Source organism: Paenibacillus sp. 2TAB23 (assembly GCF_052115165.1).
Lineage (GTDB): Bacteria > Bacillota > Bacilli > Paenibacillales > Paenibacillaceae > Pristimantibacillus.
The window spans coordinates 54,514-79,939 of sequence record NZ_JBFRGD010000024.1; the positions used below are offsets into that span (position 1 = coordinate 54,514).

Sequence of the window (25,426 nt, forward strand, 5' to 3'; positions counted from 1 at the left end):
TCAGCGTTCGCCTTTGTCTCCGGATTTCAACCATAGGCAGCGGTACAATCAAAGAAATCTGGAGACAACAGCGGCCGGAAGTCCAAACGTTCCCGTAGCTGCAAACGACATACGCCAAGTTATGATTACCATCATTTTATCCCTCACCCTGGATAATCCGTAATCACGCCATCCACCCCAAGCTTCTTCATCTTCACCATATCCTCGTCATTCTGAATGGTCCAAGCGATTACCTTGCGCCCACGCGCATGAATGCGCTCGACGGTCTGCTTGTCCAGCAGCTCCTTCGGATAATGGATATAGGCGGAGAAAGAAGTGAGCGCATCGAGCGTCGCGTCCGAGAGAGGATGCTTGTCCTCATGTACAAGCGCCGCGATGGGAACATTCGGCAGCAGGTTATGCATGAGACGCGTCGATTCGAAATCATACGATTGAATCACAATGCCCATACTGTTCTTCCTCTCCGCAAGGTCCACGATGGACTTATGCCCGCCCAAGCCCGCAGCGGCTAACCGCTTCTCATAGCTGCGAATGACCTCTGCTACTTGCTCCTCGATGCCCGGATACAGCTTGGAATCCTTAATCTCGATTAGCATAGCCATTTTTCCCGCAAAGCGGTCCAACACCTCCTCCAAGGACACAATTTTCTCTTTCTCTTTCTCTTTCTCTTTATCTTTATCTTTCTCTTTATCTATTTCATTTTCCTTTTCTTTCTTCATATCCTTTTCCGTTTCCTTATCCTTCCCCGTTCCGTCCTCTTCCTTATCCGTCTCCGTCTCTTCCTTCTCCGCTTGGCTCGTGCCTTTCCCCGCCGGCGCATCCATATTCTCCAGCTCGTCCAGCGTATAATCGTCCACGGCTCCTTGATGATCGGTCGTCCGATCAACCGTATCGTCGTGAATAACGACAAGCTCCTTATCCTTGCTCAGCTGCACGTCGAACTCGATGAAATCCGAGCCAAGGCGCTCGGCCTCCTCGAAAGCGGCCATCGTATTTTCCGGCTCATGCCCGGATGCTCCTCGATGCGCAATAATTAGAAAGCCTTCCGGCGTGTTCGGATTGGATGCGGATACGATCAGCGTCGCGCAGCCTAGCAGCACGAGTGCGATTCCGATTCTTCGCCATACATAAGCTTTATCTCGTCTACTCATCATGATAGCCCCCTATGTGTGTCGTCCATCGTTCTAGACGCAAGTAGTCTTACTACCTTACACACGAGCAGCAACCCCCGAAACAGCAAAAAGGCCAAAGCCGCCTTTTGCCAAGGCTGCTCTGACCTCATGAAACGATTCGACGAAGCTAAGTCGTCCAACCGAATTCCATATCCTAATTACTTGCCGCCGTACTCCGCAGTCGCTGTATCCAGCATCTTCTGCCAGTTCGCGAAATCCGTGTCCCTAGCTACATGTCGGTCAAAAAACTCATCCGGGATGTTTAGAATATCCTCGCGCGTCTGGACTTTGAAATTGCCTTTCTCCAGAAACTCCGCAAAGCTATTCGAGCGGGTATACTTGCTCATGAACGAATCATGAAACAAAGCTTCCAGTGAAACGTGGCTCGGATCCTCCTGTACGTCCTTTTGACCTTGCAGTTCCTTTAGTAGATCCTCAAATGACATTGGCTTTTGCTTTCTCAAATGATCAACTCCTCATTCTCATTAGTGTATTCCAGACTGCCTATTGCCGTTCCCCTATACGGTCAGCACCTGATTGGTTGGTACGGTTGCTACGGGAATCGTTTTCTTGATTTTTTTCTCTATATCCTTCAAATACGGCAGCTCTTCGGTCTCGCAGAAGGAGATCGCGATACCGCTTAATCCCGCTCTGCCGGTACGGCCGATCCGGTGCACGTACGTTTCCGGTATGTTAGGCAGATTGAAGTTAATGACATGCGACAGCTCATCGATGTCGATTCCGCGCGCTGCGATATCCGTTGCGACAAGCACTCTCGTAGCGCCGCTTCTGAAGCTGGCAAGCGCATTCTGGCGTGCATTCTGCGACTTGTTGCCATGGATGGCTTGAGCCGTAACGTTTACCTTATTCAGCCCGCGCACCACGCGGTCAGCGCCATGCTTCGTACGTGTAAACACCAGTGCCGATACAATTGTTTTATCCCTCAGAAGCTCATTTAATAAGCCCTGCTTGCTGGATTTTTCAATAAAATAAACGGATTGCTCGATACGGTCCACTGTCGATGACGCTGGCGTAATTTCCACCTTGGCCGGATTAACCAGCAGCGCTTTGACAAGCTTTGAGATCTCGGGAGGCATGGTCGCGGAGAAGAATAAGGTTTGCTTCTTGCTGGGCATCTTGGCGATGATTTTCTTCACATCGTTAATGAAGCCCATATCGAGCATGCGGTCTGCTTCATCCAGCACTAGGATTTGCACGGCACTTAGATCGACGAGCTTCTGGTTAATCAAATCAATGAGCCTGCCCGGCGTCGCAATGATAATATCCGCGCCTTGCTCAAGCGAGCGCTCCTGCGCTTTCTGTGAAACGCCGCCTACGATAGCCATGCACCGAATATCGGTAAACTGGGCATACGCCTTGATATTATCGCCAATCTGCAAAGCCAGTTCCCTGGTTGGGGTTAGAATCAACGAACGCGTACGGCGTCCTCTTCCCCCTTTGCTTGGCTGGCTGCTTAGAAGCTGAACAATCGGCAACGCGAATGCGGCCGTCTTTCCTGTACCCGTCTGCGCGCAGCCGAATAAGTCCCTGCCTGCCAGCACGACGGGAATCGCCTGCTCCTGAATCGGCGTAGGCTCGGTGTAGTTCTCTTTGGCTAGCGCTTTAAGAAGCGCGGGGGAAAGCATTAGATCGTTAAAAGTCATTTTGTCTCCTTCATGTTTAAAAAGCATAAATGATGAATCACGCTGCTTATTTATACGGTTAATTATAAGTCATCCACACGGTGCCGCCCAAAACCTCAAAGCCTTGCTTAAACCAGAAGTTTCTGGATTTCTCGAGTGAATAAACGTACATTCTTTGGTTCGGGTACTTCGCTTTGAGCCAGTCGATAAAAGCCGCGGCATAGCCCTTGCTTTCGAATTCCTTCAGCACATCAAGCGCCTCTATAAAGACGAAGTTCTTCTTGTTCTTAATATCAATATAGAAGTCCTTCTCCAAATATTTCTCGTCATCGCTGAAATAATCGGCTTCCGCCTTCTTTATCAGTTGTTTCCCGTTTTCGTATTCCCATACGACGCCGTAGCCAACCATCGCATCTTCTGCTTCAATCACATAGATTTGATCCGGTATTTCCGAGCTGTCGCGTTTGCTAAGCTCAGGCGCATGATACGCTGTCACAATCTCGCCAAGCAGTGCCTGCATGTCAGAATCGAACGGTTTTGCAGTAATTGTAGCCATTTTGAGCTCCCTTTGATCGGTTTATTACGTCTATCTTCATCAAAATAAAAGAAGCAGGGTGTTAATTCGTCCCCCACTTCTCCTATTGATTGTGTATGGTCTATTGTCCTTAGTCATCTTACCACAAAAGTGCGCCATCAACTAGCTATTCTCGATATATAAGCCCGCTCCGCACGGAAATGCTCAAATATTACCCCCTGTGAAATGGAATATACCCCTTCCCATCCTTCTCTGTTCGTCTCATGATTATAGGAGGTTAACCAAATCTTAACTTTTCTCCAAAAAAGGGGGACCGCTTAAACCCGCGATCTCAGTCAGGCACCAACACCCAGACATTTACACGACATGCCATGCTGCAATGTTCAAAAAATGACGATCAGAGGTGATAAGGTGAACGATACTGCCCAGTTCAAAAATGCTAAAATAGTTGTCCTGCTTCTATGCTTTGCGCTCTTGTTCAGCTCCTTATTCAACGCTTCAGCCTCCTACGCTGCCGACAATGATCCCCTAGCTATCGATCCTGCCGCACCGCAAAACTTACGAGTCGTACAAAACTCTCTGACATCTACAGCTGTCACCTTAGCATGGGATAATAACCCGAATCTAAACGATATCGATGTCTGGGACGCCAACACCAATGCATACTTGGACTGGGGAAACAGCGGAACCCGTACGCTCACCACGCTTAATCCGAACACTACTTATCGTTTCTATATTACCTGGTATGAAAGACCCGCAACCTTATCTCACAAAAGCAACGTCGTGGAATTCACTACGCCGGACGGGGAAATTGTGGCACCGCCTGCTTCAGGCGCTAGGAATTTAAAGGTGCTGGAGGTCACTCACAATACGGTATCCCTTGCTTGGGACCCGGCCCCAGACATAGCGCATTACTGGATATGGGATGAGAATAACAAATACATCACTTGGGCGAATGATGGGGCTCAAACCGTCGGCGGCTTAACCCCCGAAACGACTTATTCCTTCTACGTGGGCCCGGACGGCATTCAAGCACCCAATCTAACTTCGGAGCAAAAGAGCAATCTAGTTACGTTCACGACACTAGCCGATGTGAGCGAATACAAAGAATCTCCGCTAGCGCCTCCCCAGAATTTGAAGGTATCCGCCGTATCCGGATCCTCCGTTACCTTGAACTGGACGGGAAGCCCCGGTGCGGACGGCTATGACTTATACGTAGACGGCGCTTGGAAGGCTGGCGTATGGGACGGCTCCGACACCGTTACGTACACCCTGTCGGAACAGCAGACTGCGGCCACAGCCGTGAGTTTCGCAGTCGGCGCACAGGACTCCGTTAAGAAACGGGTGTCCGATAACAGCAACGCCGTCAGACTGACCTGGGGAGAGCTTGCCGCCCCTCAAGATGTTCAGGTCGTTACTGCGAACCGCACAACCGTATCGCTCGGCTGGGCACAGGTTCCAGGGGCAACGAGCTACGAGGTCTACCAAGACGACTTGAAGATAGGCATCAGCAATTCGAATCGTTATGTAGCTTTTGGGCTGCAGGAAGGAAAGTCTTACTCCTACAAGGTTATTGCCCGCAACGACCTGTGGGCATCTCCTGCGAGCAATGCGGCAGCTGCCGTTCCTGGCAGCGACTATAACATCGTCACTTACTATACGTCGTGGTCCGTGTCCCCATCAGGACGCAACTACTTGCCAACCGATGTTGACGTGTCACAGGTCACGCATATCAATTACGCTTTTGCCGATCTATGCTGGAAGAAGTACGGAACGGGCGCGAACGCTTGCGAGAACGCGAATGTGCCGCTTCAGAACCGCTACGTGTTTGACGGGGAAATCGTCATTGGCGACTCCGAGGTTGATCCGGACAATTTTGCAGCTTTTGCCGCAATCAAAGAAACCAATCCCCACTTGAAGATAATGATATCCGTTGGCGGCTGGACATGGTCCAAAAACTTCTCGAATATGGCAGCCACGGAAGAAGCACGCCGTACGTTCGCGAACTCTGCCGTAAAGTTTCTGCGTGCATATGAGCTGGACGGCATCGACATCGACTGGGAGTATCCGGTCGAGGGCGGTGAATCCTACAACGTTCATCGTCCAGAGGACAAAGAAAACTTCACGCTTGCGATGGAAACGATTCGCGAGGCTCTTGATGCGGCTGGCTCCGAGGATGGCAAATACTATTTGCTGACGATCGCATCCGGCCAGGGCGATAACTTTGTCGTGAACGCCGATCTTGCGAACGCTTCGAGCTACTTGGATTTCATCAACATCATGACCTACGATTACAGCGGAAGCTGGGAGCTGCTTGCCCATCATAACGCCCCGCTATATGCGGATAAGAACCATCCGAAGGAAGCGGCTGCCCGCAACCATGTCAGCGGCGGAGCCCTCGGGCACCTGAACGGTGGAGTGCCAGACTATAAGCTGGTGCTTGGCATTCCTTATTTCGGCAAAGGCTGGAGCGGCTGCCTGGAACCAGGCGAGTATGCAACATGTACCGCGGTTCCGACTGGAACATGGGAAGCAGGTATATTCGACTTTACGGATCTCGAAGAAAATTACGTCAATAAAAACGGCTTTGTCCGTCGTTGGAACGAAGCATCCAAGGTCGCTTATTTGTACAATAGCGAGAGCCAAACGTTTATCACGTACAACGACAAAACCTCGATGATGTATAACGCTTCCTTCGTGAAATCACTGAATTTGGCGGGCGTGATGAACTGGGACAACAGCGGAGACCGCAATCTGACGCTGTCTTCGCAGCTCGTGCATGATCTGCCGATTAACGGCGCTGTGAACACGGATGCCCTGCCGACTCCCGACAATCTCGTGCTCGTATCGAGCAACCAGAATGCCATTGCGCTGCAATGGGATGCTGCCGAGCATGCGACAGGCTATGAGGTTTTTGTGAACAATCAATTCGCAGGTTATACAACGGAAACGAATTTCACGGCAAGCTCGTTAGCGGAGAATGCCAGCTACAAGCTTCACGTGCTTGCGGTTGCAAAGAACGAGGATGCAATTCTGAAAGTATCCGCCGCCAGCAACGTGCTTTCTGCAACTACGCTCGCTGCTCCCTTCCCTGGAGGCTCACTGCCTCAGCCGCCAAGCAAAAGCGTGAATGAGCTTGAAGTGAGCATTACTAAGGATGGCAGCAAATGGACGTTTGACGTACTAACGGATGCCGCAGTGAACAAGATTCAAGCCTCTGGCTCCGCAGCCTACCAAATCACGATCAGCAGCGAAGCCAAACAAATTGAGATCCTTGTCTCCAAAGCAGTCATTGATGCGATTGCCCAAAAAGGTGAAAAACCTACTCTATCCGTCGTTTGGAATGGGGTAACCTACAGCATCCCGGTTCATGCGGTGCATTTCTCTGCCGATATTAGAATCTCAATCGCTGCGCCGGCTGCCAGTGTGATCGATCAGCTCAATAGCTTAGCGAAAAGCAGCGGATTCAAGCTGCTCGCCGCGCCGCTGGATTTCAAAATCAAGCAGCTGGCTGCAAATAAAACGTATGTCGAGGTGAAAGATTTCGGCAAGCATGCGTTCAGCCGCAAATACGTGCTGAAGGCTGCCGATATAAATGCTGCGCATGCCACAGGCGTCGTGTATCTCCCTGAGAGCAATGAATTCCGCTCCGTTCCGACTAAGATCACAACGAACGCCGACGGTACGGCTGTGGTTGAATTGATCCGAAACGGCAACAGCATCTATGCCATTGTCGAGACGAATTTCAGCTATAACGATGTGACCGCCGAATGGGCGCGCAAAGACGTTGAACGCGCGGCTGCGAAGCTGATCGTGTCAGGCGAGAGCGCTGATACGTTTGGTGCAAACAGCAGCATTACGCGAGCTGAGCTCGTCTCGATGATCGTGAAAGGGCTCGGCATTCTGCCGGATACATCGAGCAACTCGTTCAAGGATGTTGACAGCAGCTCCATCTATGCCGGCGATATTGCTGCCGCTAAGAAGCTCGGCCTGATCAAAGGCATATCAGCCGACCGTTTCAATCCAAACGGCACCATTACGCGTCAGGATCTGTCCGTTATGTTAGCTAACGCTTGGCAATATGCAGGGCACACGAATAAGGCAGACACTGCGGTGCTTGAGCGCTTTGACGATCTAGCTTCCATTGCGTCTTATGCCGAGGCTTCCATCGCCCTAGCTGCCCAGCACAAGGTGCTGCAGGGCGTTTCGCCAACCACCTTCAGCCCGCTTTCCAAAGTGACCAAAGCCCAAGCTGCCGTAGCGGTTATGAGATTGCTGGATGATTTGAAGCTAACGTAACTAACGGGTAATTAAAAAGGGAGCTGGCTGTCCCAAAAGGCATATCGCGAAAATCCAGCTCCCGCTTTGTACATCTTATAGGACAAAAAAAGAACCATCATGCCACTTTTCATCGTGGTGTTGATGGTTCTTTCCAGTATGTTAGGGTCTGGTTGAAGGTTCTTTCGTGCTTGTTAAGGAACTGCCAATAGTTTCTTTCGTGCTGGTTAGGAAACTGGTTGAAGGTTCTTTCGTGCTGGTTAGGAAACTGATTGAATGTTCTTTCGTGCTGGTTAGGGGGGACTAACCAGCACCGGTTTACCCTATTGGGAGCGTCTCCTTTCGATTAATGACGCTTCTTAGTAAACGATTGCACCGCGTTTTTCAGCTTATCTCGCGCACCTTTATTTTTCATCAGATAAGTGACGCCCATCCCGATCGCAGTAATCAGTACCTTTTTCTTGTTCATGGTTACTACCTCCTTGTCGTTCTTTCTATGTATATACCCAATTTTGCGTTGTTTAAGCAGCGGCGGCTAGCACATCATCTCATACTTATTAAATTCACCCATCGCATTTACCGCCGTGCCTTTATATGCATAGCCACAGTTCAAATAGAAAGCGTTCAGCTTCGCATTGTTCGCGATGCAATCCAGACGAATACGGTCCTTCCCTTCGAAAACAATGCCGGAAGCCGCCCAGCGGACGATCGCCTCGCCTACGTTTTTGCCTGCCGCTTCGCGGTTAATGGCAAGCCGGTGCAAGTAGATCGCTGACTCATGTCCTTCGGCTCCCCATAACTCGCGATCCCAAGCGCTCTCTTTCTGCATAAGCATGACGATCCCTGCCAGCATGCTGCCCTGCATAAACAGGTAGACCTCACCGCGCTTAATCGCCTCCGGCGTCTGATGGGAATCCTCCCCTTGCAGCAGCCCGCTCCACTGCCGAGACCCTTTGCTCCGCAGCCATTCCGCCGTTTGAACGAGCAGCTGCAGCACAGCTTCCGTATCTTCCGGCCTTGCTCGAAACACCTCAATATCCGGCTTTATACTTCCCAATGAACCTGTCTGTATTGAATTAGTCATGATTATTAACCTCCTGTAATACTAGTGCTGCTAATAGTATATCCTAACCTTTGACGAGATAAGATAGACAAAGATGTTCGGAATATGAAGCTTTCGCAAAAGCGTACCAGCCTACAACTTGGTGTAAACGCAAAAAAAGAAGGGAACGATGTCCCTCCTTCTGATAACCTTGTTCTATGCTTGTTCTACGCTTGTTCTATGCTTGTTCTATGCTTGTTCTATGCTTGTTCTATGCTTGTTCTATGCTTGTTGTATGCTTGTTGTATGAGATTTAAATTTCCTATTTCAATGCATCCACAATAGCAGCTAAGCCATTGATTTTGCTAATTGGACCGTAGCCATAAGCAAGCTCGCCGTTAATCGCGTACACTTGGTTCTGCTGAACCGCCTTCAGCTTCTTCCACACTTCACTTTTTTCCCACTCGTCAGAAAGAGCAGCCAATGATTTATCATTGTAGTTGAAGTAACCTAAGAAGATATGATCCGGATTAATCGCACTAAGCCCTTCAAGCGTAAGCTCGATGCCGTCGCCTTTCGCCTCTTCAGGAGCATTCAGGCCGAGCGGTTCATAATAATCGCCAGCATAGCTTGTGCCCTGCAGCCAAATATTTTTATCTCTGACTTGCAAATAAGCAACCGTTCCTTCCACTTCGCCTAGCTGCGTTTTCGCTTCCTCAACCTTTGCGGTGAAGTCGTCGATTGTTTGTTTCGCAAGCGCCTCTTGTCCGAGAATGTCGCCGAACTGCGTAATCACACCTTGCCAGTCCATCCAAACATTCGTTTTCTCTTCATCAATTAGCACCGTAGGGGCAATCTGAGACAATTGGTCCGTAATGTCCTTGTTCGTGACGCTGCCCGCCAGAATGATATCCGGCTCATATTGCAGAAGTGCTTCCAAGTTAACAGCCGTGTTCTCGCCAACGATTGATACCTCATCAAACTTCTCTACATAAGGCTTGTATACATCCGAATCCAGGAAGGAATTTTTCGCTGTGAATGGGAGCGTTACTGCAATGGAAGGCAGATCAAAGCCCAACAGTTGCTGCGTTAGTCCCCAGTGCACGAGGGCAATTTTTTTCGGCTGCTCGGCAATCGTAACCTCTTTGCCGTCTGCGCCCGTCACCGTTTTTGGAAAAGCAGCGCTGTCTCCCGCAGTCGCGTTATTTCCGCTCGTATTTTGTGCCGCATCGGTCGCAGCTGGCGCTTCCGTCGCCGCATCGTTCGCCGTTCCTGCATTGGAGCAGGCACTGACGAGCATAATGACAAACAATAGCAGGCAGGCTGCTGCCATACGTAATTTAGCTGTCTTCATTTCATTCTTCCCCTCGATGTCCCTCATATAGTTGATAACGATTATCATTATCGAATTAATGATACCATCGCTCCGACTATGAGCAAATAGATAATTTCCCGATTTCAGGATGGATTATTTCTACTCTCCTTGCAGCCTCACGGAAGAAGGCGACATGCCGTAATGCTTTTTGAACAGCCTGCTGAAATAATACGCATCCGAATAGCCGACGCTTCTCGCAATTTCGCGAATGGAGAAATCCGCCGTCGTCAGCAATTCATGGGCAAGGTTCATCCGATATTGAATCAAATAATTGATTGGCCCGATCCCGGTGTATTTGCGAAATAAATGCGAAAAATATTTGGCTTTCATCTGATGCTGCTCCGCTAGGCTCTCCAGCGTTATCGGCTCCATATAATGCTTCCTAATATGTGCAATCGTCTGCTCCATCATCGGCTGGCTCTCGCTATTCTGCTGATATCTCTCGAACAGCAGCGCCTTATTAAGCAATCGGTAAAATAACGTTTTCTTCTCAAGCTGCTCGATATTGCCAAGGATCGTAGACAGCCCTCTCAGCTGCTCCATTAATTGAAGCAGAGCTGCATCCAGCTCAATATGAAGCTCACTCACCTTTTCGATGAACAAGGGATCTTCCTGCCTCGCATGTGTAGGCAAATAATGCACGAGAAAATATTCGAATTCACTCGTCTGGACCTCAAACTCGAGACTGCGGTTACAGCCGCCGAGCAGCGTTTTCCCCGGATACATCGGATAGCTTACACCGTCATAGAAAAAGACAGCCTCTCCCTTGAGCGCAATCAGCAAGGCGCATTTGGTCGTCGGCTGATACTTGTGTCCCTGATAGATCCCAGTACGAAGCAACGTCTGATGCACGCCATATATATCAACAGGCACCTGCAAGAAATAAGCGGCCAGCTCATCGTACTGACTTTCCATACCAACACCCTTTCTTGTCCCGTTCAACCGATTATTCCCTCATTGTACTCGAGAAATTTAGGCGGCTCAATGCTTAATAGGCATAATGCTAATGCTTGAACCGCTGATGCATGCATTCTCGTTATATTCCTAACCAAACAAAAAGTCCCCAGAGCAAAGCTTCTGAGGCGTTGTGGTTGGTTATTTAACGATCGAACTTCTAGCGATGTAGTTGGCGACAATAGCCTTACCTATTTAGAGCCGTTTATTTCTTCTTATTCAGCTTGCTGTTTGCTTTCTCGATGTTCTCTGCAACTCTAAATTTCACGATCTCACTAATTAATTCGTAAGGCATCGGTTGGTCCAAAGGAAATTGAATCGATCCCTTTGCTCCTTTATACTTTGCCAACTGTTCCTTGAAGGCATAGATTCCGCTTGGAGCCGGATATAAGCCGATATGTTTTTTGAATGCTGCAAAATGCACTAAATTCCCGTTAAGCACAAATGTCGGCATTTGATAGCCGATTTTCTCTGTTGCTTCGGGTGCTGCCTCTTGGATCACATGCCTAATCTTCTCCAATATGGCCTGAATCTCGGCTGGAAAGGTAGCGATATATTGATCAATCGTCTCGAATTTCAATTTAGCCTCGTCCATGGTTACTCCTTTCCATACCCGTATTATTTCCGGCGTTTCCGGGCAATTCTAGAATAAACAATGATCGCTGCGATAAGCATGCTGATAAATCCGATGTTTTCTGCCTGTGCCTTCGCCATTCCGAACACCATGCAAAGGTTCGTAATCAGGCTCTTAACGAGCAGGGCAATGACAATCAACATGAGCGGCCTGATAAAATTATATTTTCTCATCTTTTCATACACTCCTGACGAAAAACGAAATTAGACTTGCTCCCTCAAAAATGTGAAACTGAAACCGCTTTTACGGGAGTAACCCCGGCAAGTATACCAGTTTCCGACCCAATCGTCCAACCTTTCCGCATTACCTGATGCTAAAGCGTCATCGACTGCCCGTATCTGGCCAGAAACTCCTCTTTTTCTTTATAATCCGGCATGATGCTCCCCACCCGTCTCCAGAAGGATCGGTCATGGTTCATATGCGTGAGATGGCAGAGCTCATGAATAATGACATAATCAATCACCTCGATCGGAGCCATCGCCAAACGGTAATTGAACGTCAAATGCTTCTCTGAGCTGCAGCTTCCCCACTTCGTTCTTGATTCCACAATCTCTATCGTTTTGGCCTTTACCTTGAGCTGCGTCTGATAAGGTTTAATCCGCTCGCCAATAATTTTCTTGCAGCTGCTGAAATAAAACTTCTTCAGACTGACCTTAAGCTCCTCTTCGGTCAGCTCCTTCGTTTCGATCAGCTCGTGCAGCAAATAATATTTCCCCAAGTGAAGGAACTTTCCTTCGTCTTGATATTCCTTCACCTTCGGAGCCGAGCGTACCGCTTCAAGCGCCTGTAGCTTCTGTACAATCCGTTCCCCGTTCCGTTCCACGGCGGCCATTACCTCATCATCGCTCGTTCCATTTGGCGCCTTAATGGTAATATGACCCGTAGAGTCGATATGGATATACAGTTTTTTTCTATTCGCGTATAGCACGTTAAATGCAATCGTCTGATTATTAAATTGTATGTTCATGGTAACCTTCGTTCCTATAATGTAATGTCTGCAGCTCATAACAAAGAGGAGACAGAGTCTCACGTCAAGGACTTCTCCCTGCATCCGTTGTCTCTTCTCCTATTGTATCAAAAATATGTGCGGTTTAGGCAGACGTTTAAAAAGGCGTTACAAGTGCTATTCTCCAAAAGCAGTGCGACAGCTCTGCTAATCACACCGAAGAACATGAAAGAAGATGCGCCAAAAGCTTATGGCTTATGGCACTCCCCCTTTCATGTATTCGAAGATACAATTCGTTATCTTCGCTTACCAAGCAGCCTTCCACTGCTGCCGATCCAGTCCTTCAACTGGATCATTCAACGTTAGAAGCATGCCGTCTTCGGATGCCTCCAACGCTTTTCCATTATGCGCCGAGAGAATGCTTGCCGTACCGTTTGCATTTTTCTTCACGATCCAACGCTGGTTATTGTAGCCCAAGTAATTGTACAGCTGGATCGTATTCTGGCTCGTATTCAAGTCCATCGCTTTCCCGCCTTCGGCTCGAATCGAATAGGAGCCAAGCTCATCGCCTGTCGGAACTAGCAGCCAATTCGTGCCTGCATCAGCATTCATCGTAACCAGCTCTCCGTTCTGCACGCCTGCTGCATACAAAGTCTTGCCTGTCGCATGGTTAGTAAAGAAAGTAGAGGTTACATTCGCTTCCTCCCTATTGGTAGCTAGAACGTTCTGGTAGGACGCCTGCCCTCCAAATACGTTTAAGCCAAAACGCCATTCCGCGAATGTACCATCCTGAATATTTATCATTCTCTCACCATTAACAGCTATTTGAATATGAGGACCTTTGGCTTCAATCTTCACATGATAGGCCGCTCCACGCTGAATAAATGCAGGTATTCTAGCAATCACCATCCGTTCCTCGAAAGAACCGTCAATCTTATAGAACAGCCGGTAAGCTTTCATATTCGGATCTAGATTAAAATAATAGCCGCTGCGCCCATCGGCGCTTGCCCGAAACAGAATGGAACCCGCTCCCCCGTCCTCTCCAAGCCTAATATCCGCCTCATAGCTAAAATCCCCCGCGGTCTCCTGGGCGATATAATTCGCATCGCTTGAATGGCTTCCCCGTATTCCATTAGGCGTCACAACCCAATTGGCAAGCGTAAGATCCGGCTCGAAGCCGGTCAAATTGGTCATAAATTGACCGTCGTACACCCGAACGATCACACTTGTTGAGGCCCGGCCATCCAGCGTTTTTGCCGTTATGACAGCTTCCCCGGCACCTTTCGCTTGCACGACGGCCTTGTTGTCGCTAGAAGAAACTATTTTCACGATGCTTGGATCACTGGTAGCCCATTGAAGCAGCTTCTTTCCTTTTCCGTTCGTACCGCCATGATGCTGAGCTACGGCTACGTACAAATGTTCACTTTGACCGACATTCAGTTCCCTGTCACTCGTATCCATAACGACCTTGGGCACGACCTCATTCAACCATTCATTCCAAGTATTCGCAAGGGCATGTACGTTCAGCGATACTACTTTTACTGAGCCGCCCTTAGAATAAAAGCTCATTCCGCGGCTTGCGGGATCAGGGAATATAACGTCAGAGAATACAACCTCCCCATCATTGCCAAATACCTCAATAGAAGAATCATCAACGAAAATGTTCATTTTCACCCGATTGGCCGATCTTTTAAGCGGCGCATTCTGCAAGGTGGAGAACAAGCTTGAAAAATCAGTTATCCCTGAGAGAGTACGGTCTACGGACAGCTCACTTTCAGCCGTTCGATAGCTTACGACCGTCTTGTTAGGGTTGCCGCCTTCCCTTACGTTAAAACCAAATTCCGTCACCGCGCTCCCGATAGGAATTTCAATCTCTGCTTCAATCTCAAAGGCGCCCGAAGATAAGCCTTCAAGCAGATTGGAAGAATTAGGGTCTACTATTTTATTTTTGGCCTGATACAGCCTGGTTCGCAAAGACTGCAGCTCTTCAATAGGAGCTTGAACGAGTCTGATTCCATCGTTTGTATTCCGAAGCTTCACTTCTCTCGGAATAGTAAGCTCACCCTTCCATCCCTCCGTAGGAAAGGCGAAGGGGTAATCCCAATTCGTCATCCATGCCAGCATAACTCTGCGATTGTCCGGCATATTAGAGAAGGACATAGAGGCATAGAACTCCTTGCCATAGTCGGTTCTAAGCTCTTCGCCTGCCGCGTTGTCGTTTATAAATTTGCCTTCCGCTGTCAGCTGGCCTACAAAGTATTCAGCGTCTGAGCCTTTCGTTGCCGGATTAGCACCGGTGCTAATCATCAGAACCCATTTCTTCTCATTGGTTCCCTCAACGGCTAATTCGAACAAATCCGGACATTCCCATACCCCTCCGCGCACATAGTCGCCATAGCCAAAGTTATCGGTAAAGGTCCAATCTATTAAATTGGTTGACGTGTAGAAACGGATATGATCTCCACCAGAAACGACCATAACCCAGCGCTGGCTGGCTTCATCTCTAACGATCTTCGGATCGCGGAAATCCCAACCGCCCGCTTCCTCTCCTTGCTTGCCTGGATTCTCAATCACGATCGGATGCTCATTCGAATATTGCCAGGTTCGTCCTTTGTCCGTGCTGTAAGCAAGCCCAATACGCTGATTGCCATTAATAGCATCAGGATTATACGAGGTATAATAAGCCAGCATTCCCGTGCCCCCTGACCCAGTGAACAGTCCGGAATCATTATTCAGGTCGGCAACCGCGGAACCCGACCATACATGGCCAAGTTCATTCCAAGGCAGGCTGATCGGAAGCCGTTTCCAGTGGACCATTTCCTCACTGACGGCATGTGCCCATGTCCCTCCATCCTGATGGAATAGATGGTATTCACCCTCGTAATAGACGAGTCCATTCGGGTCACTCACTGAACCCCGAGCCGGAGTATAATGATAATCCGGACGGTACTTCTCCATGTAATAATCGGAAGCGTCAGTCAGGTATACGTTCTGAAAATAGGCTTGTCCTGACATGACCATAAGCCCCGCGTATCCTCGCGAAAAACGATGATCGACCATTTGTACAGCAGCATCCGAATAACCATCTATATAAATGGCCACCTTCTTCCCTTTGGCGACAATCTCAAGATGATGCTTCGTTGCTTCTTGAGTCGGATATACAAGCTTGGAAGTGCGAATAACCGAACCGTCCATTTTCTTCAGCTGTACGGCGATGCCATTGTTCTTTTTTACTAATGCAGCGGCATAACCATCCGTGCCATTACTATTTGCTCTGAAGACCAGCGCTGCTTCAGCTTTCCCGGCATGAAAGGAGATATCGCCTTCATAGACGAAATCGTCTGCCTGTTGACTGTGAATCTGAATAGCCGCTCTGTCAGCAGCTTGGCCTTCCCAGCCTTTCAGATCCGGTTCCCACGCTCCTGCGGCATAAACGATATTGCCAAGATTGCTCATTAGCTCGCTTACTTTCATATTTTGGAATAATGCCGAGCCATCCCATACATTCAGCCCAAGAAAGCCTGATGAGTATGCGGTATCATTTGTATGAATAATTGGCATGTATTGATTGTTCCAATACACTTTCAAGCTGCTTCCATTAGCTATGACTTTAAGATGGTAGATTTCACCTTTCTGCATGGTGACTTGACGTTCTTCCCTCAGCCCGTTGTCGCTCGCAGCATCCCTTAGACGAATTAAGCCTGCATGAGGTACGATTTGCAGCATATAGGAAGCCCAGCCATCCTCATTGGAACGGAACACTAAAGACGCATCCGCTTTGGGATCGGTTATTTTAACGTCAGCCTCAAAGATGAAGTTATTGGAAGACACACTCGAGATCGCCATCACATTTTCCTTCCGATCGGAAGTTAGGAGCATTCCCTCCTGCGTATAATCCATCGTTCCTTTTCCTTTGACTTGCCAGCCTGTGAGATTTGTATTCAAATTGGATGCGCTTTCAAAAATAGCTGAGCCCTCCCCCTTAGCCTTCATCCCCTCTGCTGTCCTCCCCGCTGCCGGATTAATCGTAATAGCAGCCGTCACCATAGCTATCATAACCAAACCAGACACAAGAATGGATTTCCATTTGTTTCGCTTTGCCTTCATTATTTTCCCTCTCTTCTTGTTAAAATGTTCGATTTACTCATTCAATAGAAAGAGCGGGAAATCACCCTACGATGCTATACATCGCGCAAGCGATTCCCGCAATCCTTCGAAATTCACATGTTTAACTGAATAGAGATGTTCTCCGCTGCCTGCTTATAAGCTCGTAATCCAAGGGCTAATGCCCCGTACAGTCCCGCTTGATGTCCAAGACCCGGCGGTACGATATACCGCTCTATATGACTTGTTATTTCGGCTGCTTTAACATAGCCGCTCAGGTTGTGCTTCACAGCTTCCCTGATCAGCGGAAACAGCTGGGATTGCTGCATGACGCCTCCGCCAAGAATGATTTTCTGCGGCGAGGTCATCAGAATCGCATTCGTAATCGATTGAGCGATGTAATAGGCTTCGATTTCCCATGCCTGATGATCTGAAGGAAGCTCGAAGCCCCTTTTCTGCCAACGCGCTTCGATAGCGGGTCCCGCTGCCATACCTTCCAGGCAATCCCCGTGATACGGGCATATGCCAGTGAAGTCATCCTGCGGATGTCTTCTGGTCAATACATGCCCGCCTTCTGGATGGACAAGCCCGTGCACCAGCTGACCTTCAGCATATACGCCTACGCCAACTCCAGTGCCAATCGTATAATACAAACAGCTGCGAAGCCCCTTCTCCGCTCCCCATACGACCTCTCCATAGGCAGCGGCATTCACATCCGTATCCCAACCATAGGGTACGTGAAAATTGCGTTTCAGTGTTCCGAGGAAATTATAATTTTCCCAGCCCGGCTTAGGTGTTGTCGTGACATAACCATACTGAGCGCTTTCGGGATGCAGCTCTATGGGGCCAAAAGAGCCGATACCGATGGCCTCAACCTCTTTATCAGTGAAGTACTGGATAACCTTGCCAAGCGTAACATCCGGATGCTCCGTCGGAAAACTGATGGAATCCTCGATTACCCCCTGCTCATTGCCGATGCCGCAAATAAACTTGGTGCCTCCGGCTTCAATTGCTCCTATGCGCATGACTGCGTCCTCCTCTTAGTTCGCCTTAGCCGCAGCAGAAGGGATTAGCTCGTATAGGCTTAGGGAAGGGATGATAGCGTCACTATGAGCCGAGAAGAATGAGATGCCTGTCGCATCCGCATCGGGATAGATCAGATCGGTAATCACTGCCTGACCCTCGCTGCCGAACACTTCTACAGAACCCGCATCAACGAATATGCGCAGCGCCAGCATTTCATCAATTGATAGTAGTTTTGCAGCATGAACACCAAGGAAATCAGCATGGAAGCTGTGCAGACCGGACTTGGTACGATCTACATAAATCGTATTTGCCGAGGCGTCTACACCAACAATCGTCTCATTGAATTGTCCCACTCTAACTTTGAAGCCTAGCGATTGATTAGGAGGAAGCTCTGCATGAATTTCATAGCTGACCAGGTGCAGCTGCTGCAGCGCTTCCGCCACATCGCTTGCCGTTACATTCTTTAAAGTAAGGATAGGCTTGCGGGCACTTTCCAGCTCAACCGCCGGCTTCTGTACTAACGTGGCGATGCCGTTAACCGTCTCAAGCGTCAGCTCTCTCGGGATCGTCATTGCACCGCGGAAGCCTTCGGTAGGTGTCTGATTGGCATATTTCCAATTGCTCATCCAGCCAATGAAGAGGCGTCTTCCATCCTCCGCGGGTATATCCGACCAGGTAATGCCTGCATAATTATCACGTCCGTGGTCGGCCCATCTTACTTCCTTGGATGCTGCATCCGGCGTAAAGGTTACTCCGTCAAATTCGCCTGTAAAATATTGCGTTCGGGAGCCTTCAATAAATGCAGGATCTGCACCGATACTAACCAGCATCACCCATTTCACCTGTTTAGCATCTCCGTCTACTTCCAGCGGAAATAGGTCCGGACATTCCCACACGCCATCATGAGATCCAATGCCATCGCCGAACTCGCTGCCAAATGTCCATGTCTTCAGATCAAGCGAATGATAGAGACCTACCGTCTGGCCGCAAGCAATGATCATCCCCCAGCGGCTTTTCTCCTCGTGCCAGAACACTTTAGGGTCGCGGAAATCGATGAAGTTCTCATGCTCCAGAACCGGATTTCCCTCGTACTTCACCCAGGTTCTGCCCTTGTCTGTGCTAAAAGCCAGACTCTGACGCTGAATCGGATGGCTGTCCTCTACTTCCAAATGATGAGTGAAAATCGCGACAAGGCCAGGACCATTCTCAAAAAAGCCTGTCGTGTTGTTCCAATCGACTACCGCGCTGCCTGAGAAAATCACACCGTGCTCATCGGGATAAAGCGCGATATCCAGCTCTTCCCAAGTGACTAAGTCTTTACTAACCAAATGCCCCCAATGCATAGGCCCGTTAGTATCGTCATATGGATGATGCTGAAAAAATAAATGATATTCCCCTTCAAAATAAACCATGCCGTTAGGGTCATTCATCCAATTCTCCCGCGGAGAAACGTGATAAGCACCTCTGTAGTTTTGTTTAGCCAGTATTGACATCATGATTCCTCTCCCTTACTCCCATTTATCTTTGCGATACTTTCCTATATTTCAAAAAATGTCTTGCCGCATACACTGCCAAATACTGCATGCTGTTAGCCTTTCGTCGCTCGGTCATAGCCGCCTTGCTTAATTTCAAGCCATTCCTGCAGGCCAAGACGATCCAGCTCTTTCAAATATTCGGCCCATTGCTCATTTGCCTTCCCATTCTGGTACCATTCCGTACGCATTCTAAGCACATAAGCGAACAGATCCGTTTCAATGGTGGTCAGGCGATCCAACTCATCGATCGAGTTAAACACGCTAGGCATGACGTTCTCTGCTTTCATCTGCGGTGCCATAATATTTTTGATAATATCCATTCTTCCTTTGGCATCGTCCGGCATCGTTGTATATTGACCGTAGTAGGAGTCTAGAATTGCCAGTGGCCCGCCGATGCTCGTTTTCTCACGTAGCTCAACTGGCGCAGTGCCTTCCAGCGGCAGATGCTTGAGGGAATGGGTCGCTTCATCGAATTCAAAAATATTTTGCTGCTTATCGTCGCCATAGGTTCCCCAGTTGTTTTGTACCGACTGCACAGGCTCAAAGAGCTGATCCACCCACTTCGCTGTTGACTCCAGATTCTTATTAGCGCTTGTTACAACCATCTTCCCCCTGCCGAGACCTAGCCCGTTCGTACGGGTTACATTAATCTCCCCGTCGGGCCCTGCAAGCGGAGGCATAATCGCATACGATTCGTTCGCTCCCGTAATATTCGCTTTATCCCAAGAGAAGTACAGGCCGTATTTCTGATCCTTCCCTTTCGCCAAATACGTGCTCCAATCTTGCGTGTATGCTTCAATATCGATCAAGCCCGCTTGATATAGCTCGTTAATGTATTGAACGGCTTCTTTGTACCCTTCTTCAGCAGCTGTGAAGATAACCTTGCCATCATTGGAAACGACCGCATGGTCAGGATTTTCACCGAGTCCGAAGGAACCGAACAGGAATGCCAAATCCTCAGCTCCCGGCTTATTAATGAAGGACAATGGAATTTCATCCGCTTGCCCGTTGCCATTCGGGTCCTTTGTTTTGAACGCGATAAGCACTTCCTTCAATTGCTCCGTCGTTGTTGGCATTTCAAGGCCAAGCTTGTTCAGCCATTCCACGTTAATCCATGGCATGCTGTCTACGGCTTGAATTCTTTCCTTTCCGCTGCCCAGCTCCTCGATCCAAGGGAATGAATAAATATTGCCATCAGGAGCGGTAATCATGCTTTTATATTCAGGCGCTTCCTCCAGCACTTTTTTAAAGTTAGGCATGTATTGCTCGATTAGATCATTTAAAGCAATGATTGACCCATCCTTTGCAAGCTTCAGCAGCTCATAATCGCTGTAATCGGCATTAAAAATAGCATCCGGCAAATCGCCGCTTGCGACTGCAAGATTTCTTTTCTCTACGAAAACGTCCTTCGTGAAGTTTTTCCAATTAATATGAACATTGGTTTTCTCTTCGAGCCGCTTGTTAATCAGCTTCTCGTTCGGATCCGATGGAGCGATCGCAGAGCTTTGCGTATTAAAGTTGAGGGATACCTTCCCGCTCGGATCCTGCTCTTTACTGGCCGCGCCATCGCCTCCCTTTCCGCTGCAAGCAGATATCAGAATAGTCGCTGTAAGGATGGATACCATTGCCGTTCTGGCTGCAAATCTCGATTTGTTCATTTGTGTCATAGCCTAAGACCTCCAATTTAATAGTGGATGAAATGATTTCTCTCTAACGCTTAGCCTTGCTTATGTGAAGGTCTGACCTATTTCAAGGACCCGACCATAACACCTTTTTCGAAATATTTCTGGAAGAAGGGGTACATGATAATAAGCGGCAGACTGGATACTACAATAGCTGCATATTTAATAATTTCCGATAACCGTTTAAGTTCCGCCGCTGCCAGCTGATCACTAATCATGCCCGGCTCGACCTGATTCTGGATCAAGATCGAACGAAGAACAAGCTGAAGCGGATGCAGGTTCGGATTATCGAGATAGATCATGGCGTCGAAGTAGGCGTTCCACTGACCTACAAAAGCGTACAAGGCAAGGACGAATATGATCGGCTTTGATAAAGGAAGAACCACCTGCCAGAAAATTCTGATCTCCGAAGCGCCGTCAACGTTGGCTGCTTCCTTCAGCTCCATCGGGACCCCTTTAAAGAAGGTTCTCGATAAAATGATGTTCCATACGTTCACAGCCCCAGGTATGATAATGGCCCAGACCGTGTCCAGCAATCCCAATGTTTTTACCAGAAGGTAGGTAGGCACCAATCCGCCGCCAAAAAACATCGTAATAATAAACAGGGTCATGAACACCCCTTTGCCCTTCAAGCGATTATCAGAAAGCGCATATCCTGCACAAACCGACACGACAACCGTCATTAGCGCAAAGCAGACGGAATATAAAACAGAATTGCCGAAGCCCATGAGCATGGCTGGATTGGTCAAAATCATTTTATACCCCTCCAATGACCAGTTAGACAGATCAAAGGACAAGCCGCGGCTTAAGAGAACGGACGGATCCATAAAGGAAGCAATGACAACATAGAATAGGGGCAACACAACGAGCAATACGGCGAAAACCAGAAATATTCCATTTAAAATAAGCAAAAATCGATCCAGCTTGGAATGCTTAATAGCCATAACCTTATTCTCCTTTCTTAATAAAGACCGTCACCCTCGTTCAGCTTCTTCACGATGAAGTTAACCGCAACGAGCATAATGACGTTAATGACCGAATTAAACAATCCAACAGCGGCCGAATACGCATAATCGCCGGATTGCAAACCGATTTTGTACACATAAGTCGGGATAATTTCTGATGTCGGAAGATTCATTGCCGTCTGCATCAGATAAGCCTTCTCGAAACCGATAGACATGATTCCGCCGGCCGCAAGGATAAAGACGATCGCCATAATGGGCCGTATCGTAGGCAGATCGATATGGCGAATTCGCTGAAGCAGATTGGCGCCATCCAGATTAGCAGCGTGATGAAGCTCGGGATCCACATTAGCCAAAGCGGCAACATAAATAATGGATGCCCAGCCTGCTCCCGTCCAAATATCAGACAAAATGTAAATGACCCTGAAATATTCCGCGCGTGACATGAACATGACCGGTTCTCCGGTCAGTAAGGTGAAAATCTGATTGACCGGTCCCGTTGGGGACAGGAATATAAAGAGCATGCCGACCACGACAACGACGGAGATAAAGTTCGGCGCGTACAGAAATAATTGAATGTTCTTCTTAACAACCGTTTGTCTAACCAGATTCAGCATGATCGCGAGCAAAATCGGTATCGGAAAGCTTAAAATTAAGCCATAAAAGCTTAATTTAAGCGTATTCATAAAAATGACGTCAAAATTCGGCGAGGACAGAAACTTTTCGAAGTTGTACAAGCCGACCCATTCGCTTCCCATGATGCCTTTAATTGGACTGAAATCCTTAAAAGCGATAATGGCCCCATACATCGGTCCGTACTTGAAAATAATCGTTAATATTAGTGCCGGCGCTAGCAAAAGATAAAGGAAGTAATGTTTTTTCAAATACTCCATACCCGGACTCGCTACCCTGCTCGACCGACCGTCTTCCATCGTGTTATGCAACGCATTTGCCTCCATCCATTTACAAAATTTAATGCATTTGCGCAGTAAGGGCTTACAATGATGTGTTTTGTCACTTGCTGCTTTTACAATTTAGCAAACAAAATGATAATCGTCAATACATTTTGTAAAATTATATTTGTGCATTTGTAATGTATAATTGTTCAATTGTCCACTTATTTTTAGGCCATTTTGGAAATAGGGAGGTGAATTCCCGTTCCATTGAGAATTTTAACGATGCATTAGCGTTAAAGAAGTCATATTGTCTTGGAATATTCATGCACAATAGTCACCCAAACAAATTTGAACAATTATTTTTATATTTTTGTAAACTAAAATGCGCAAATGTAACTATGTTATTGCTATTTGTTGCAAACTATTATACATTTGAGATACTTATATAAATGTGTGCGGTTACAAAAGTTGGCATCTAATAAGTATATAGTTAGCTAGAGGTGGTTTTCACATACATGTCCAAGGAAAAAGTTACCATTCAAGACATAGCCAATGCACTCGGAATATCGAGAAATACAGCCTCTAAAGCTCTGAATGGAATCGTTACGATTCCAGAGGAAACGAGAAACAAGGTCGTAAAGAAAGCTATCGAGCTAAAATATAAGCAATTTGCTTTCTTAGAAAGCGATCAGCTCCTATCTAAGCAATCAGGGAACATCGCTTTACTGACAGCCAATCTTCCGAACACTTCGCATTTCGGCTCAACGTTAATGAGCGGCCTGGAGAAACGGATCAGCTCCGAGGGCTACAACTTGTCCTTTCACATTGTCAGAGACGTGGACCAGGCTTCCTTATCGCTCCCTAATAATTTTGATGTCGCTAACGTAGACGGCATTATTTGCATCGAGCTGTTTGACATAGGTTACAGCGAGCTTATAACGAGTCTCGGGGTACCTACTATATTCATTGATTGTGCTTCAACGGTTTGTTTTCCGAATTTCAAGGCGGATATTCTGCTGATGGAGAATCAACATAGTACCTATCAGCTCACGAAAAAATTAATCGACAATGGATATGGCAGCTTAGGCTTTATCGGAGATTACAACCATTGCCTCAGCTTCAACGAACGGTGGATCGGCTTCAACCGGGCGTTGACTGAGTCCGGAATGGCTCTTGACCTTGCAAAGTGCATCGTAGATGATGACTCTCTCTTTTTGTCTAAGCCAAGCTGGCTGGAAGTGCGCCTTCAACAGATGAAGGAACTGCCTTCCGCTTTTATATGCGCCAATGATTTCATTGCCGTCAACTGTATGAAGGCACTAAAGAACAACAACATTTCCATTCCCGAGGATGTTGTTATTTGTGGCTTCGATAACGGGCCCGAGTCCAATATTGTTGAGCCTCATCTTACAACCGTTCATATTTACAGCAACGAAATGGGAGTAAAGGCAGCAGAGATGCTTCTCTCTAGAATCAATGATCCGTCACAGCCGTACCAAATCTCGCATATTTTCACTAAGCCTATGATTAGAGAATCTACTCCGCATCTCAGCTAGACGAAAGAGTCAAGGTCTGCTTACTTGGCGAGACGGCTCTCCTGATAGAAATCCGACGAACATAACAAATGGCGATGCTTGGGAGGTTATCCCTGCATCGCCATTTCAGCTTTTTGATTTACAAAATGATAATGGGCTGCCCCCAAGTCATTTATGACTTGGGGACAGCCCATTTTTTATACTCCTGTTTAGCCGTGAGGCTTCTCTGTCTATTATTTTTGCGGAACCATATTATTGTAGATATTCGTTGCGTTTACTTTCCCTGTGCCTACATCCTCCGTCGTAAATCCGGACACGATATTGCCGACCTTAAATTCTTTTTGCAGCAGCTCCTCGGATGGCGCAGCAGCCGTTGGGCCACCGATGCCGAGTTCCGTATCTGGCGTTACCGTTACCCACAAATCGCCAACCTTGAAGCTTTTGCCATCTACGCTAATTTCGGTAATTACGCCCTCGATATTGACTGCCGCTTTTCCGGTGGTCGCCGGTGGGGTGTCAGCATCTTTCTGCGGAGCCATGTTGTTATAGATCACATCAGCAGTCACCTTGCCGGTGCTCACATCTTGAGAAGTGTAGCCGGACACGATATTGCCGACATTAAATTCTTTCTGCAGCAGCTCTTCAGACGGTTTGGACGCTGTTGGCTCTTTGCTGCCAAGCTCTGTTTTATCGGTTACCTCTACCCAAAGGTCGCCAACCTTGAAGCTCTTGCCGTCTGCACTCACTTCGGAGATGACGCCATCGATATTAACGGCCACTTTTCCTAGAATAGGAGGCTGTGTTATAGCTGCTGGAGGCTGGGAGGAAGCATTCGTTGCATTCTGGCTCATCGCAAAGATGCTGGCCGATAATACCGCGCAAGCAGCAATACCTACTGTCCAACCTGTTATCGTTCTCTTTTTCGTTGTATCCATGTAAAATCTCTCCTTTAGTATGTTCGTTTTGTATGTGCCTATTCGTACTTCGTGATTGTAGAGCCAGCCGCACCATTCATTGAGCTCTAATGAAAGGTGCGCCTCAACTCTTCCTTACACTAGTAATACAACTGAGAGCCCTTATATTTTTCATTGCGTTCAATTTTTTTAA

At 47.9% G+C, this 25,426-nt stretch carries 19 protein-coding genes and 1 pseudogene; 2 read left to right on the forward strand and 18 right to left on the reverse strand.

All coding sequences use genetic code 11. The annotated features are described in order from the left end of the window. Positions 1–143 precede the first annotated feature (143 nt). From AB4Z29_RS26350 to AB4Z29_RS26365, 4 genes and pseudogenes are all read right to left on the reverse strand, one after another. Positions 144–1,154: a glycerophosphodiester phosphodiesterase gene (locus tag AB4Z29_RS26350; RefSeq protein ID WP_441945953.1), complete on the reverse strand. Its 1,011-nt coding sequence runs from the start codon at positions 1,152–1,154 to the stop codon at positions 144–146. A gap of 176 nt (positions 1,155–1,330) precedes the next feature. After that, a complete protein-coding gene (locus AB4Z29_RS26355) occupies positions 1,331–1,618 on the reverse strand; it encodes a hypothetical protein (RefSeq protein WP_441945995.1) in 288 nt (95 codons plus the stop codon). A gap of 111 nt (positions 1,619–1,729) precedes the next feature. Then, a pseudogene (locus AB4Z29_RS26360) lies at positions 1,730–2,836 on the reverse strand (DEAD/DEAH box helicase); the annotation flags it as partial. Positions 2,837–2,894: 58 nt separating this feature from the next. Next, positions 2,895–3,371 carry a GNAT family N-acetyltransferase gene (locus tag AB4Z29_RS26365; RefSeq protein WP_441945954.1) on the reverse strand — a complete coding sequence of 159 codons (477 nt, stop codon included), beginning with the start codon at positions 3,369–3,371 and terminating at the stop codon, positions 2,895–2,897. Positions 3,372–3,761: 390 nt separating this feature from the next. Between AB4Z29_RS26365 and AB4Z29_RS26370 the strand changes: the two genes are divergently transcribed. Continuing rightward, a complete protein-coding gene (locus AB4Z29_RS26370) occupies positions 3,762–7,649 on the forward strand; it encodes a glycosyl hydrolase family 18 protein (RefSeq protein ID WP_441945955.1) in 3,888 nt (1,295 codons plus the stop codon). Positions 7,650–7,974: 325 nt separating this feature from the next. Here AB4Z29_RS26370 and AB4Z29_RS26375 read toward each other — a convergent pair whose 3' ends face one another. The 13 genes from AB4Z29_RS26375 to AB4Z29_RS26435 form a co-directional block, all read right to left on the reverse strand. After that, positions 7,975–8,097, reverse strand: coding sequence for a hypothetical protein (locus AB4Z29_RS26375; protein ID WP_281379239.1), 123 nt, complete (start codon positions 8,095–8,097; stop codon positions 7,975–7,977). A gap of 66 nt (positions 8,098–8,163) precedes the next feature. After that, positions 8,164–8,712: a GNAT family N-acetyltransferase gene (locus AB4Z29_RS26380; RefSeq protein ID WP_441945956.1), complete on the reverse strand. Its 549-nt coding sequence runs from the start codon at positions 8,710–8,712 to the stop codon at positions 8,164–8,166. Positions 8,713–8,992: 280 nt separating this feature from the next. Beyond that, positions 8,993–10,024 (reverse strand): ABC transporter substrate-binding protein, encoded by a 1,032-nt coding sequence (locus AB4Z29_RS26385; RefSeq protein WP_441945957.1) that lies wholly within the window; start codon positions 10,022–10,024, stop codon positions 8,993–8,995. Positions 10,025–10,144: 120 nt separating this feature from the next. Next, complete coding sequence (locus tag AB4Z29_RS26390; protein ID WP_441945958.1) at positions 10,145–10,987, reverse strand: helix-turn-helix domain-containing protein; 843 nt, start codon at positions 10,985–10,987, stop codon at positions 10,145–10,147. A 217-nt stretch (positions 10,988–11,204) separates the two neighbouring features. Then, entirely contained in the window at positions 11,205–11,594 is a 390-nt protein-coding gene (locus AB4Z29_RS26395) for an iron chaperone (protein WP_441945959.1), read from the reverse strand. A 23-nt stretch (positions 11,595–11,617) separates the two neighbouring features. Further along, positions 11,618–11,806 carry a hypothetical protein gene (locus AB4Z29_RS26400; RefSeq protein WP_441945960.1) on the reverse strand — a complete coding sequence of 63 codons (189 nt, stop codon included), beginning with the start codon at positions 11,804–11,806 and terminating at the stop codon, positions 11,618–11,620. Between the two features lie 140 nt (positions 11,807–11,946). After that, complete coding sequence (locus AB4Z29_RS26405) at positions 11,947–12,600, reverse strand: M48 family metallopeptidase (protein ID WP_441945961.1); 654 nt, start codon at positions 12,598–12,600, stop codon at positions 11,947–11,949. A 285-nt stretch (positions 12,601–12,885) separates the two neighbouring features. Beyond that, a complete protein-coding gene (locus AB4Z29_RS26410; protein WP_441945962.1) occupies positions 12,886–16,686 on the reverse strand; it encodes a GH32 C-terminal domain-containing protein in 3,801 nt (1,266 codons plus the stop codon). Positions 16,687–16,799: 113 nt separating this feature from the next. Further along, complete coding sequence (locus AB4Z29_RS26415) at positions 16,800–17,708, reverse strand: ROK family protein (RefSeq protein WP_441945963.1); 909 nt, start codon at positions 17,706–17,708, stop codon at positions 16,800–16,802. 15 nt (positions 17,709–17,723) lie between these two features. After that, positions 17,724–19,202: a glycoside hydrolase family 32 protein gene (locus AB4Z29_RS26420; RefSeq protein WP_441945996.1), complete on the reverse strand. Its 1,479-nt coding sequence runs from the start codon at positions 19,200–19,202 to the stop codon at positions 17,724–17,726. A 95-nt stretch (positions 19,203–19,297) separates the two neighbouring features. After that, the gene (locus tag AB4Z29_RS26425) at positions 19,298–20,911 is read right to left on the reverse strand and encodes an ABC transporter substrate-binding protein (RefSeq protein ID WP_441945964.1); all 1,614 of its coding nucleotides are present in this window, start codon (positions 20,909–20,911) and stop codon (positions 19,298–19,300) included. A 77-nt stretch (positions 20,912–20,988) separates the two neighbouring features. Then, positions 20,989–21,870, reverse strand: coding sequence for a carbohydrate ABC transporter permease (locus AB4Z29_RS26430; RefSeq protein WP_441945965.1), 882 nt, complete (start codon positions 21,868–21,870; stop codon positions 20,989–20,991). 17 nt (positions 21,871–21,887) lie between these two features. Next, positions 21,888–22,820, reverse strand: a complete 933-nt coding sequence (locus AB4Z29_RS26435; protein ID WP_441945997.1) for an ABC transporter permease — start codon at positions 22,818–22,820, stop codon at positions 21,888–21,890. Positions 22,821–23,299: 479 nt separating this feature from the next. On the opposite strand from AB4Z29_RS26435, the gene AB4Z29_RS26440 reads away from it, so the two are divergent. Next, the gene (locus tag AB4Z29_RS26440; protein ID WP_441945966.1) at positions 23,300–24,340 is read left to right on the forward strand and encodes a LacI family DNA-binding transcriptional regulator; all 1,041 of its coding nucleotides are present in this window, start codon (positions 23,300–23,302) and stop codon (positions 24,338–24,340) included. A gap of 212 nt (positions 24,341–24,552) precedes the next feature. On the opposite strand, the gene AB4Z29_RS26445 is transcribed toward AB4Z29_RS26440, so the two are convergent. Then, positions 24,553–25,254 (reverse strand): DUF5666 domain-containing protein, encoded by a 702-nt coding sequence (locus AB4Z29_RS26445; protein WP_441945967.1) that lies wholly within the window; start codon positions 25,252–25,254, stop codon positions 24,553–24,555. Between the last annotated feature and the right edge of the window lie 172 nt (positions 25,255–25,426).